Below are 12924 nucleotides of genomic sequence, written 5' to 3'. Positions count from 1 at the left end.
ACGTGCCCGCACTGCCCGGACTCCGGCGGTACCTGGTTCTGCTGACCTCTCTCGGCGTGCTTTCGGCGTTCGCGGGGTTGCTCCAGGCCGAAGGTCTCGCCACGCTGCTCACCGGCGGCGGTCTCTCGTTCGTCTTGCCTCTGGCGATTGCTTTACGCGTAATGCTTTCCCTGGTCGGCGATGTCCTCAGTGGACGGTTCGCGTCCTCGGTCAAGGCGGGTCTGCGGCATCGGCTGCTCGGCTCGTCGTCCGACCGGGCGGGCGTCGTCGCGACGCAGGTGACGCGCGGTGTCGACGCCACCGACAGCTACCTGACGGGGTACCTGCCGACGCTCGTCGTGTCGGTGGTGGTGCCGATCGCGGTGATCGTCCGGCTGTTCACGACGGACCTGACGTCGGCGCTGGTCGTGACGGCGACGCTGCCGCTGATCCCGGTGTTCGCGATCCTGGTCGGCAAGCACACGTCGGCGCACACGCAGTGGGACCTGCTCAAGAAGCTGGGCGGGCACTTCCTCGACGTCGTCCGCGGGCTCGGGACGCTGAAGGTGTTCGGGCGGGCGGAGGCGCAGGCGCGCACGGTCCGCGCGATGGCGGACGCGCACGCGGACGCGACGCTGAAGACGTTGCGGGTGGCGTTCCTGTCGGCGCTGGTGCTGGAGCTGGTCGCGACGCTGTCGGTGGCACTGGTCGCGGTCCCGATCGGCTTCCGGCTCCTGGACGGCGGCCTGGACGCGCGGACGGCGCTGTTGATCCTGATCCTGGCCCCGGAGGCGTACGTGCCGCTGCGAGCGGCGGGCGCGAAGTTCCACGCGGCGGCGGAGGGATTGACGGCGTTGCGGGAAGCGCTTGCGGTACCGGTGGTTTCGCTTCGTTCCGGGACTGTGGTTCGACGCCGGGGTGCGCCTTCACTGGTCTTCGAGCGGGTGACCGTCCATTTTGGCGACGTCGTCGCATTGTCCGATGTGGACTTGTCGGTGCCCGCCGGGTCGCGGCTGGCGCTGGTCGGGCCGAGCGGATCCGGGAAGAGCACGTTGCTGGCGGTGCTGCTGGGGTTCGTCGCGCTGACATCGGGCCGGGTCCTGGCGGACGGGGTGGACGTGCGTGCGCTGGATCCGTCCGACTGGCTGGCGGACATCGCCTGGGTCCCGCAGCGGCCGACGTTGTTCCGGGGTTCACTGGCCTCGAACATCGGACTGGGCCTCGCGGAGCCCGACGTCACCGGCGCGGCCCGCGCGGCGGCGCTGGACCAGGTGGCGGCGGGGTTGCCGGATGGTTACTCGGCTCAGGTGGGCGAACTGGGCGAGGGCTTGTCGGCCGGTCAGCGGCAGCGGGTGGGGCTGGCCCGAGCGCTGGCCCGGACGACGGCGGGCCTGGTGCTGCTGGACGAGCCGACGGCCCGCCTGGACTCCCGCACGGAGGCGACGGTGCTGTCGGCGACCCGACGGCTGCTGCCCTCGCGGACGGCGGTGCTGGTCGCGCACCGGCCGGCGATGGTTTCGCTGGCGGACCGGGTGGTCGAGCTGCGCGATGGCCGGGTGTCCGCGGAGGTGGCGGCGTGAGGTTGTCAAGTTCGGTATCCACAGGCGAGCAGTTGTCCACAGATTCGCGCGCACCTCGTTTTCGCAGGCCAGGGGCGGTACGCTGGGTTCGGGGACGCCCCCCGGGACGGGTGGGGGCTGTCTCGGGGCTGTGGGCTGTGTCCACAATGGACGCCCTTCGCCTCACCCGCGCCGCACTTCTTGCCGCGGGGGCCGAGCTGGCCGCGCTCGCGCTCATGGCCACCGCCGCCTGGTTGCTGCTTCGCGCCGCCGAGCGGCCGCCGCTGGCCGCACTCACCGTGGCCGTCACCGCTGTGCGGGCTCTTGCTCTTCTGCGTGGTGGCCTGCGGTACGCCGAACGGCTTGCCGGGCACGAGGTCGTCCTGCGGTGGCTCGGTTCGTTGCGTACCCGCGTCTACCAAGCCCTCGCGCCCGGGTCGCGGTATTCCGGTGGGGACCTCCTCACCCGGCTCGTGTCCGATGTGGACGCTCTGCAGGACGCCGTCCTGCGGTGGTTGCTGCCCGCTGTTGTCGCCGGGATTGTCGGGGTCACCGCCGTCGGGGTGGTGGCGACGGCTTCCGTGGGGGCCGCGGGGGTGCTGGCCGCGGGGCTCGTCGTCGCCGGTGGGGTGCTGCCTTGGCTGGTCATCCGGGTCACCGCGGCGCGAGCGGTCGAAAACGCGCCGAAACGGGCGGAACTCGCCGAACGTGCCGTCGAACTCGTCACCGGGTATCGGGAACTCGTCGCTGCTGGGGCGCTGACAGCAAAGCGGGGCGCCGCGCACGACGTCGTCGAGCAGCTCAGGGAACCGGTCGTGAAGACCGCTCTGCTCGGCGCCGCGGGCATCCTCGTCCAGCTCGTGACCACGATCGCCGTCTGCCTTCTCTGCGACGCCTCCGTTCCGTGGACCGCCGCTCTCACCCTCGGCTCCATGACGACGTTCGAGGTCGTCCTCCCGCTGATCACCGCCGCTCGCCGGGTTCCCGAGATCCGCGCGTCGGCGGCTCGTGTGACGGCCGTGCTCGCCACGCCGCCGGTCAGCCCGGGCACCCGCACTGTCCACGAAGGACACTTCAGGCTGGAACGCGCCGGCCTCCGTTACCCGGGACGCGCGCCCGCTCTGCTGGACGTCGACCTCGACCTCGCGCCCGGCCGCCGCGTCGGGATCGTCGGGCCCAGCGGGGCCGGGAAGACCACCCTCCTTCGCCTGCTCCTCGGCCTCGCAACCCCGACCTCCGGCCGTGTCACCCTCGACGGGCACCCGCTCGCCGAGTACGCCGACCTGGCGAAGACCATCTCCGGGGCGCTCGCCGACGCGCACGTCTTCCACACCACCGTCCGCGAGAACCTCCTGCTCGCGAAGCCCGACGCGACCGACGACGAGCTGCGCGAAGCCTGCGAAACCGCCGGCTTCGACCTGGCCCTCGACCGCGACACCGGCCCGGACGGCGACGCGCTCTCCGGCGGTCAGCGGCAACGGCTGGTCCTGGCCCGCGCGGTACTGGCCGCGCCCCGGGTCCTGGTGCTCGACGAGCCGGTCGACGGCCTCGACCCCGCGCACGGCGACGCCGTCCTCAAGCGCGTCCTCGAGCGCGCGCGGGGCAGTGTCGTCCTCGTGACGCACCGGCCCGAGCACCTCGACGGCTTCGACCAGGTCCTCACCCTCGAGGACGGCCGTGACCGAACCGACGGTCGAGCGCCGGTAGCACAACGGAAACCGTCCGGTCACCCTTCGCGGTCAGGATGGGCCGGGCGGCCGGCCACTACGCCGCTCGAACCAACTCACGAGTAGCGACCGTGCCATGCTGGAGGTACCGCATCCGAGGAGGAGGACCACTTGATCGCGCAGCTTGTCCGCTTCGTGCTGGGCCCGCTGGCCAGGGCGCTCTACCGGCCGGAGGTGCGTGGCGTGGAGAACGTGCCCGCCACCGGCCCGGTGCTCCTGGCGGCCAACCACCGGGCCGCGCTCGACACCGGCGTGATCACCTTCGCGACGCCGCGGCAGGTCAAGTTCCTCGGCAAGGCCGAGTACTTCGTCGGCAAGACGATCAAGGGCCGGCTGATGGCCGGGTTCCTCGGCGGCCTCGGGTACGTCCCGGTCGAGCGCGGCAACGCCCAGGCCGGCCTCGCCGCGCTCGAAGCGGCGCGCAAGGTGCTCGACGCGGGTGGCGTCTTCGCGATCTACCCCGAAGGCACGCGCTCGCTGGACGGCCGGCTGCACCGCGGCCACACGGGCGTCGGCGCGCTGGCCCTGGCGACGGGCGCGAAGGTGGTGCCGGTCGCGCTGACCGGCACCGAGAACCTCCAGCCCGAGGGCGCGCGTGTCCCCCGCCTGGCCAAGATCGGCATCACGTTCGGCAAGCCCCTCGACTTCTCCCGCTACGAAGGCCAGGACTACGCGCCGGCGATCCGCCGCTCGGTCACCGACGAGGTGATGTACGCGATCCTCGAGCTGTCGGGCCAGGAGTACGTGGACACCTACCACAAGCGGCCCAGCGAAGGCGCCGCCTGAGTCACCAGGGCACCGGGCCCTCGTCGTCGACGAAGGTTCCGGTCGGGCCGTCCTTCGGGATCGTCGCCATCCGGACCGCCGACTCCGCGCCCTGCGCCGCCGTCCGGGGGCCCGAGTGGCGGTTCAGGTCCGTCGCGCAGTGGCCGGGGCAGACGGCGTTGACCAGGATCCCTTCCGGCCGCAGGTCCCTGGCGTACTGCAGCGTCAACGACGTCAGGGCGGTCTTCGACGGCGTGTACCCCGCCGAGATCGGGAGTTCGCTGTCCGGGTCGGCGTTGCGGGCCAGCGACGCACCGCTGCTGGAGACGTTGACGATGCGCGGTGCGGCCGACCGGCGCAGCAGCGGCAGCAGGGCGTTCGTCACGCTGACGACGCCGAAGAGGTTCGTCTCGAAGATCGCGCGCAGGACGTCGAGGTCGGCCGTGCTGGGGCGCTGGCTCGCCAGGTCGGAGCCCGGCGGCACGGCGACGGCCGCGTTGTTGACCAGGACGTCGAGCCGGCCGTAGCGGGCGTCGATGGTGGCCGCGGCCGCGGCGACCGAAGCGGGGTCGGTCACGTCGAGCACCACCGACGAGCCGCCGATCTCCGCGGCCGCTTGCTCACCGGCAGCGGCGCTGCGGGCGCCGATGACGACGGTGTGGCCGAGGGCGGCGAGCCGGCCGGCGATCTCGCGGCCGATGCCCTTGTTCGCGCCGGTGACCAGAGTGATTTGGTTCATGACCCCAGCACACCAGCGCGCGGCCGCTTCGAGCCAACACCGGATCCGCATCGGCCGATACCCTGCGGGTATGCAGCAACCGGAAACGCGGGAGCTCGCCTACTTCGTGGCCGTCGCCGAGGAACGGCACTTCGGCCGCGCGGCCCAGCGGCTCGGCATGGCGCAGCCGCCGCTGTCGCGCGCCATCCAGCAGCTCGAACGGCGGCTGGGCGTGCCGCTGCTGGAACGCACCAGCCGCGGGGTGACGCTGACCGCCGCCGGCGCGGTTTTCCTTGTGGAGAGCCACAAAGCGCTCGACGCCGTCACCGCCGCGGTGCACCGGGCGCAGCGGGCGGGCGAGGCCGTCCCGAAGCTGCTCGTGGCGACGAAACCCGACGGTGACGCCGGCCTGCTCGAGCGGATCCTGCCCCGCTACCGGCAGGACCCGGACGCCGTCGAGGTCGAGGTGGTCGTCTGCGGGATCGGCGAGCAGACGCCGATGCTGCGCGACGGGCGCGTCGACCTCGCGTTCGTGCACCCGGCGCACGACGACCTCGCCGGGTTCGACACCGAGCTGCTGCTGACCCAGGACCAGGTGGCGGTCCTGCACCGCGACCACCGGCTGGCCGGGCGCAGCGCCCTGGTGCTCGCCGACCTCGACGGCGAGCCGTTCCCCCGTTGGCCGGGGACGGACAAGACGACGAGCGGCCCGCTGATCCGGGACCCGGGCCAGCTGATGGCGCTGATCGCGCTGGGTCAGGCGGTCGCCGTGCTCCCGGCGTCGGTCCGGCGGCACGCCTGGGCGGACGTCGTGTGCGTGCCGGTGCTCGACGCGCCGCAGAGCTCGATCATGCTGGCCTGGCCCGACCGGACGCGGTCGCGGGCGGTGGCCGCGTTCGTCCGGGCGAGCACGGAGGCCGTGAGCGCTCAGATTCCGGGCGGTCCCGCGGCCCACTTCGGCGGAGCCGGCGGCTCGTAGGTCGCGAACTTGTCGAGCAGCACGGCCGGGTCCGGGTCGGTCAGCAGCAGCTGCCGGTAGTCGTCCTTGACGAACCCTTCCGTCACCATGTGGTCGGCGAAGGTGAGCAGCGGGGCGTAGTAGCCGTCGACGTCGACCAGGCCGATCGGCTTGCCGTGCAGGCCGAGCTGGGCCCACGTCCAGACCTCGAACAGCTCCTCCAGCGTCCCGGCGCCGCCGGGCAGGGCGAGGAAGCCGTCCGACAGGGCCGCCATCTTGGCCTTGCGCTCGTGCATGTCCTTCACGACGTGCAGCTCGCTCAGCCCGGCGTGCGAGATCTCGACGCTCGAGAGCGCCTCCGGGATCACGCCGATCACCTCGCCGCCCGCGGCCAGCGCCGCGTCGGCGACCACGCCCATGGTGCCGACGCTCGCACCGCCGTAGACCAGCCCGATGCCGCGCTGGGCCAGCAGCTTGCCGAGCGCGGCCGCCTGCTCGGCGTAACGCGGCGAGAAGCCCATCGACGACCCGCAGAAGACACAGATCCGGCTCATCAGTGGGTGTCCTCCCAGGCCTGGTAGGAGTTCTGCACCACGCTGACGGCGTCGTCGATGTCGTCGGTGACGTGCAGCAGGTTCAGGTCGTGCGCGCTGACCTTGCCCTCGGCCTGCACGGTCTTGGCGATCCAGTCGTAGAGCCCGCCCCAGTACTCGCTGCCGAACAGCACGACCGGGAACTTCGTGACCTTCTTCGTCTGCACCAGCGTCAGCGCCTCGAACAGCTCGTCGAGCGTGCCGAAGCCGCCGGGCAGGCAGATGAAGGCCTGCGAATACTTGATGAACATCGTCTTGCGGGCGAAGAAGTAGCGGAAGTTGACGCCGAGGTCGACCCACGGGTTCAGGCCCTGCTCGAACGGCAGCTCGATACCGAGCCCCACGGAGAAGCCGCCGGCCTCGGCCGCGCCGCGGTTGACGGCCTCCATCGCACCCGGGCCGCCGCCGGTCATCACGGCGAACCCGGCGTTGGCCAGCGCCGCGCCGATCTTGCGGCCGAGCTCGTACTCCGGGTGGTCGCGCTTGGTGCGCGCCGAGCCGAACACCGTGACCGCGCGCGGGACCTCGGCGAGCGCGCCGAAACCCTCGACGAACTCGGCCTGGATCCGCAGCACGCGCCACGGGTCGGTGTGCACCCAGTCGCTGGGCCCGCGCGAGTCGAGCAGCCGCTGGTCGGTCGTGCTGCCCTGGTCACGGCGGTCGCCACGCAGGACCACGGGGCCCTTCTGGCGCTCGACCGGACGTTCGGGGTACTGGCCGTCGGGGAATTCAGACTGTTCGCTCACTACGCCATGCTACGACCTGCCCGCCAGTGAAAAAGCGAGCAGCGCCGTGGAGGTGAAGTCGATGGCCGGCTCGTTACTGGGCCATGAACTCAGGTCGTCGGCGTAACGGGATCCCTGCCCGTCGAAGGATTCATCCGGACGGGTGCATCTTTCGGGCCCGCGGGGAACAGCGGATCTGCGCCGTCGGGTCCATTCACGACCGCGCACTTTCGAAGGTCCGGTGAGGTCACCGCCACCCCGTCGCTCCAAAATGGACAGTTGCGGCCGGACGCGTCGACGTCGGCGCCGGCCCGGTCGACGCGGGTGCCGACGTCCCGGCCGGCCCGGTCCGACGAGATGTCCGTTTCCGCGCTGTCCACCGCGATGACCTACCGTGGGACGATGACCAGGGCCCCCGCCGAACCGCTCGGCACGCGGATCCGGCGGCTGCGTGCCGACCGCGGCTGGACGCAGCGCGAGCTGGCCGAGCCCGGGTACGACCGGGGTTTCCTGGCGAAGGTCGAGACCGGCAGCCGGCCGCCGTCGGAGGAGATGCTGGCCTACCTCGCGCGGCGGCTCGGCCTGACCGTCGACGAGCTGCGGTTCGGGCGCCCCCCGGGCGTCGCCGCGGACCTGCGGGACGCGCTGGACGAGGGCTACCGGGACCTGGAGCAGGGCCGCGTCGCTACTGCGGAGACGCGCTTCGCGTCGGTCGGGCAGCAGGCCGCGGGCTATCACCTCGCCGACGTCGAGTGCTACGCGCGGTTCTGCCAGGCCGAGGTGAAGTGGCAGCTGTTCGACGTCGAGGGTGCACAGGCGGCGCTGGAGCACGCCGAGGAGCTGGCGGCCGCGGCGCCGCCGTGGCTGCGGGCGATGATCGTGCACCGCTGGTCCGGCTGCCGCTACCTGACCGGCGACGCCGGCGCGGCGATCGCCCGCGTCGAGGAGGCGCTCGGCGTTCTGGCCGGCGACCCGGACGCCGAGTTGTGCCTGCTCAGCGCGTTGATCCACCCGCTGATGGAGATGGGCGGCCTGCACCGGGCACGCCAAGCCGCGGTGGCGGGCCGCCGGCTGATCCGGTCGGCCACGCGGCCGGACTTCGTGGCGCGGTTCCACCGGCAGGCGTCGCAGGTCTGGCAGGCGATCGGCGAGGCCGACCGGGCGGAGCAGGACCTGATCGAGGCGTCACGGCTGTTCGCGTCGGTCGGTTTCGACCGCGACGCGGCCCGCTGCCGCTGGGCCCGCGGCTACCTGCTGCGCCGTCTGGGCCGGCTGGCGGAGGCACGCGCGGAGCTGACGGCGGCTCGCGACCAGCTCGCGGCGATCGGCTCGGAGGAGGGCGTCGCGGGCGCGACGATCGAGCTGGCCGAGGTCCGGCTGCGCCAGGGCGCGCTCGCCGAGGCGTCGTCGCTGGTCGATGCGGTGCTGCCGCTGCTCACCCAGGACGTCGAGACGCTCGGCGAGGCGACGGGCCTGCTGGGCCAGATCGCCCAGGCCCAAGGCGACCTGCCCGCCGCCACCCGTCTGCTGGAAGAGGCGCTGGAAATCCAGACCCGGGCGTCCCTGCACGCGGCGGCGGTTTCGACGTCTCTCCGGCTCGGAGACGTCCTACGACAACGTGGTCATCTCGACGACGCCATCGCGGCCTACCACCGCGGCCTCGACTCCGCCGAAGTCACCGACACCCCGGCCTGACCGACCCTCCAGGAGCGACTTCCGCCCCTGATCACGCGAGTTACGACTCCCGTCACGCGAGTCCCGTGCCCGATCACGCGGATGAGGGCCCGGCCACACGGCCCTCCCGAGTCCGGTCGACCGGCTTGGCGTGCTCCGGCACGGGTCTCACGTGATCAGGGCCGTAACTCGCGTGTCCGGGGACGGAACTCGCGTGATTGGGGGGTCGACACGGTGAGTGGTGTGGACCACTGGGGGTGGCGGTCCGGGAATCCGGGCGGAAACGCAAGTTCCTACGAAAGTAAGTGAATTGGTTCAGACCAGTCGGTGATACCGGCCGTTGCCTGGGGATTTGCGCGGAACGGCGTGATCTTTCCCGGAGGGCGCTGGGCCGTTCGGCCCATTGACCGGCAGGCCGGTGGAACCTTTACTCGGATGCGTCCGGCGCCATAACACCAGTTATTCCGGCGGACACATCGCGACCCGGCCGGGCGCACGGTCTCCCCGAGTCCCACCGGAAAGGTTCCCCATGAGATCCCCACGAGGGCTGGCGGCGATCGCCGGCCTGACCCTGACCTTCGCGCTGCCGGCGATCCCGGCCAGTGCCGCTCCCGCTCAAGCCCCGGCCCAGAACCCCGAGGCGCTCGCCGCGGTCGCCGCCGACCAGGCCGCGCAGGGCGGCGTCGACCAGCTGGCCAAGGGCCCGAGCGAAGCGTTCGTGCGCACCGGCGTCACCCCCGGTGGCGGCGGCCTCTTCTACGCCTCCTACCAGCGCACCTACCACGGCCTGCCGGTCGTCGGCGGGGACGCGGTCGTCGTCGCCGACGGGGCCGGGCGCGTCCGCGCGACCGACGCCGCCAAGACCGCGCCCATCAGCGTGAAAACCCAGGCCACGCTCACCGCCGCCAAGGCGAGCGGCATCGCCAAGGCCAAGGTGTCCCGGGTGGACTCCACGAGCACCCCGCAGCTGGTCGTGCTCGCCGGGGACGCCCCGAAGCTCGCCTACGAAGTCGTCGTCAGCGGCCACAACGCGGCCACGCCCACCCGCCTCCACGTCTTCGTCGACGCGGCCACCGGCGCGGTCCTCGACTCCCGTGACGACGTCCGCACCCTCGCCGGGCCGGGCAAGGGCGCGACGACGAACACCGCGGCCGTCGCGGGCACCGGCAACTCCTACTACGCCGGCCAGGTCTCGATCGACACGTCCGGCTCCGGCAGCTCCTACTCGATGACCGACCCGGGTCGCCGCGGCATCGCCTGCGGCCGCGAAGGCGGCGCCATCTTCACGAAGAGCACCAACAGCTGGGGCAACGGCTCCGGCACCGACCTCGAAACCGGCTGCGTCGACACGCTCTACAGCGTGCAGTCGGAGTGGAAGATGCTCAACGACTGGCTCGGCCGCAACGGCATCGACGGGGCCGGTGGCGGCTTCCGCGCGAGCGTCGGCCTCAACGACGTCAACGCCTACTGGGACGGCTCCTCGACGCACTTCGGCCACTCCCAGGACAACCAGCGCCAGGCCACGCCGATGGACGTCGTGGGCCACGAGTTCGGCCACGCGGTCTTCCAGACCACGCCGGGCGGTGCCGGTTCGGGCAACGAGAACGGCGGCATGAACGAGTCCACCGGCGACATCTTCGGCGCGCTCACCGAGGCCTACGCCAACAACCCGAAGGACACGCCGGACTTCGTCGTCGGCGAGGGCGTGAACCTCGTCGGCCAGGGCCCGATCCGCTACATGTACAACCCGTCACTGGTCGGCGACCCGAACTGCTACTCGTCGTCGATCCCCAGCACCGAGGTGCACGCCGCCGCGGGGCCGCAGAACCACTGGTTCTACCTGCTCTCCCAGGGCAGCAATGCCTCCCCGGCGAGCCCGACGTGCAACGGCTCCAGCGTCACCGGCATCGGCATCCAGAAGGCCGGCAAGATCTTCTACAACGCGCTCCTGAAGAAGACGTCCTCCTGGAACCACAAGGCCGCCCGCAAGGCGACCCTCGAAGCCGCGATCGCGCTGTACCCGGGCAGCTGCACGGAGTTCAACGCCACCAAGGCCGCCTGGGACGCCGTCTCCGTCACCGCCGCGAGCGGTGAGCCGACCTGCACCGGCACCCCGCCGGCCGGCAACGACTACTCGCTGACGCTCTCCCCGACGTCGGCGTCCGTCCAACCCGGACAGTCCGCGTCGACCACGGTGACCACCCGGGTCACCGCGGGCAGCGCGCAGACCGTGCAGCTGCAGGCCACCGGCCTGCCGGACGGCGCCAAGGCGACGTTCAGCCCGGCGAGCGTCCAGTCCGGCGGCACGGCGACGCTGACCATCACCACCGCGGCCACCACCCCGAACGGCACCAGCCAGGTGACGGTCACCGGTGACGGCACCGACGCCGACCACACCGCGCAGTTCTCGCTCACGGTCGGCACCGGCACCCCGCCGACCGGCTGCTCCGGCCTCGCCGAGTGGGACTCCGCGAAAGCGTACGTGCCCAACGACGTCGTGGGCCACAACAGTCACAAGTGGACGTCCACCTGGTACTCGACCGGGGCCGAGCCGGGCGCGCCCGGGTCGTGGGCCGTCTGGAGCGACGCCGGCGCCTGCTGATACCCGCCGCGCGGCGGTGGGTGACTCCCCCGCCGCCGCGCGGCTTCCGGGCATATCCTGTACCAGTGGAAAGGCGAACCGCGTGAGCGTGAGCGGCGAGACCGTCGGCGAGCGCCTGCGTGAACTGCGCACCGAGCGCGGGCTCACCCAGCGGCAGCTCGCCGGACCGCAGTACTCCGCGGCGTACGTCTCGTCGGTCGAGACGGGCGCGCGGACACCGTCGGGTGACGCGCTGCGGTTCTTCGCGCTGCAGCTCGGGATCGAGCCCGACGAGCTCCTCGGCGGCAGCTCCCCGCGTGAGCTGCTCGAGCTGGACATCGAGCTCATCGAGACGGCGGAACGGTTCCTGCTCGGCGACGGCCGCCGCGCGACGCCGCGGATGCAACGGCTCCGGCGGCGCGCCGAACGCCTCGAACGGCCGCGGCAGGAAGGCATCGCGCTGCTGTGGCTGGCCGGTTACTCCCGCGGTGAGGCGCGCACGAAGTACGTCGCGGAGGCCGAAACCGCGCTGGCGAGCGAGCCGCCGCCGGTGCGGGCGATGGTGGCGCCGCTGCGCGCGGCCGTGCTCAGCGACTGGGGCGAGGCGCAGTATTCGTTGCACCTGCTGGAAACCTGCCACGCGGAGCTGCTGCGCGACGGCTACCCGCAGCCGTCGATGCTGCTGACGTTGCGGGCCTGCCTGGCCGAGCGGCACCTGCGTCAGGGCGATCTGGAGCGGGCTTCTGAGTACGCCGACGCGGCACTGCGCCTCACCCGCGGCGGGCCGGCGGTGCTGGCCGAGCTGACCCGCAGTCACGTCGAGGTGTGCCGCAGCCACCTGGCCGCGGACCGGTTCGCCGACGCGGCGGCGTCGATCGCCGCGGCCTACGACCTGATGCAGGAGCGGGCGCTGCACCCGGCGATGGCGCACTGCCTGCTGGCCAGGGCCCGGGTCCGCGGCCGCCGGGGTGACGTCGAGGGCGCGCTGGCCGACCTCGGCGCGGCGCGGGAGACGGCCTGGCCGGACGACGTCCCGGCGATCACGGTCGAGCTGGCCGGGGAGTACCTGGCCGCGGGCCGGCTGGAGACGGCGGCCGCGTTGCTGGACCAGATCCGCCCGGCCGTCGTGGCGGGCACGCCGTTGGCGGCGGAGCTGCGGCTGCAGCTGGGTTCCCTCGCGCGGGCGCGGGGTGACGAGCGGCGCGCGGCCGAAGACCTGCGGGCGGCGGTCGAGCTGGCCACCGGGCTCGGGGCGCGCGGGGTCCTCGTGCGCGCGCTGCGTCCGCTGAGCGAACTCCTCGGCGAGACCGGCCGTCAGGAAGAAGCGGCCGACGTGCTGCGCAACGGCCTGATCGCACTGGGCGCGGAAACCGACTGAGCACGATTCCTGAGCAATACTAACGATTCTCGGTGATCGACACCCATCCGGCGTTCGGATGGTGTCCGGGACAATCCCTACGAAAGTCGTTCCGGGGCACCCGCCGGGAAGAATCCCCAGTTGCAGGCGGGTTTGTACGAATTGACCCATGAATCCGGAACGCGCCGTTGGTCCGTTCGGCCCATTGACGCCCCCGGCCCCTGATCCTTTACTCGGATGCGTCCGGACGCATACCTGCAGTTAGGCCCCCGGACACGTTCCCCGTAC

10 protein-coding genes are annotated in these 12924 nt (G+C 72.2%); 7 read left to right on the top strand and 3 right to left on the bottom strand.

Annotation, left to right across the window (positions count from 1 at the left end; translation table 11 throughout):
• Nucleotides 1-2: 2 nt before the first annotated feature.
• The 3 genes from cydD to OG439_RS44030 all read left to right on the top strand — a co-directional run bounded on the left by cydD (nt 3) and on the right by OG439_RS44030 (nt 4051).
• A complete protein-coding gene (gene cydD / locus OG439_RS44040) occupies nt 3-1559 on the top strand; it encodes a thiol reductant ABC exporter subunit CydD (protein WP_326946296.1) in 1557 nt (518 codons plus the stop codon).
• Between the two features lie 146 nt (nt 1560-1705).
• Nucleotides 1706-3331, top strand: a complete 1626-nt coding sequence (gene cydC, locus OG439_RS44035; protein WP_326946295.1) for a thiol reductant ABC exporter subunit CydC — start codon at nt 1706-1708, stop codon at nt 3329-3331.
• A 45-nt stretch (nt 3332-3376) separates the two neighbouring features.
• Nucleotides 3377-4051, top strand: a complete 675-nt coding sequence (locus tag OG439_RS44030; RefSeq protein ID WP_247061010.1) for a lysophospholipid acyltransferase family protein — start codon at nt 3377-3379, stop codon at nt 4049-4051.
• A gap of 1 nt (nt 4052) precedes the next feature.
• On the opposite strand, the gene OG439_RS44025 is transcribed toward OG439_RS44030, so the two are convergent.
• Entirely contained in the window at nt 4053-4769 is a 717-nt protein-coding gene (locus OG439_RS44025; protein WP_326946294.1) for an SDR family NAD(P)-dependent oxidoreductase, read from the bottom strand.
• A 70-nt stretch (nt 4770-4839) separates the two neighbouring features.
• Between OG439_RS44025 and OG439_RS44020 the strand changes: the two genes are divergently transcribed.
• Entirely contained in the window at nt 4840-5727 is an 888-nt protein-coding gene (locus OG439_RS44020; RefSeq protein ID WP_326946293.1) for a LysR family transcriptional regulator, read from the top strand.
• Here the strand turns inward: OG439_RS44020 and OG439_RS44015 are convergent.
• Nucleotides 5676-6260, bottom strand: a complete 585-nt coding sequence (locus OG439_RS44015) for a TIGR00730 family Rossman fold protein (RefSeq protein WP_326946292.1) — start codon at nt 6258-6260, stop codon at nt 5676-5678. The genes OG439_RS44020 and OG439_RS44015 overlap by 52 nt on opposite strands.
• Nucleotides 6260-7045, bottom strand: coding sequence for a TIGR00730 family Rossman fold protein (locus tag OG439_RS44010; protein ID WP_247061002.1), 786 nt, complete (start codon nt 7043-7045; stop codon nt 6260-6262). The genes OG439_RS44015 and OG439_RS44010 overlap by 1 nt, the downstream gene beginning before the upstream one ends.
• Nucleotides 7046-7426: 381 nt before the next feature.
• Between OG439_RS44010 and OG439_RS44005 the strand changes: the two genes are divergently transcribed.
• The 3 genes from OG439_RS44005 (at nt 7427) to OG439_RS43995 (ending at nt 12657) form a co-directional block, all read left to right on the top strand.
• On the top strand, nt 7427-8719 hold the full coding sequence (locus OG439_RS44005; RefSeq protein WP_326946291.1) for a helix-turn-helix domain-containing protein: 1293 nt from the start codon (nt 7427-7429) through the stop codon (nt 8717-8719).
• A 508-nt stretch (nt 8720-9227) separates the two neighbouring features.
• Complete coding sequence (locus OG439_RS44000) at nt 9228-11300, top strand: M4 family metallopeptidase (RefSeq protein ID WP_326946290.1); 2073 nt, start codon at nt 9228-9230, stop codon at nt 11298-11300.
• Nucleotides 11301-11382: 82 nt separating this feature from the next.
• The gene (locus tag OG439_RS43995) at nt 11383-12657 is read left to right on the top strand and encodes a helix-turn-helix domain-containing protein (RefSeq protein WP_326946289.1); all 1275 of its coding nucleotides are present in this window, start codon (nt 11383-11385) and stop codon (nt 12655-12657) included.
• The last annotated feature ends 267 nt before the right edge of the window (nt 12658-12924 follow it).

It is taken from the genome of Amycolatopsis sp. NBC_01307 (genome assembly GCF_035975215.1).
In the GTDB taxonomy this organism is placed as follows: Bacteria; Actinomycetota; Actinomycetes; order Mycobacteriales; family Pseudonocardiaceae; genus Amycolatopsis.
Note: the sequence above shows the minus strand (reverse complement) of the source record. Positions and strands in the feature narration are given on the sequence as shown.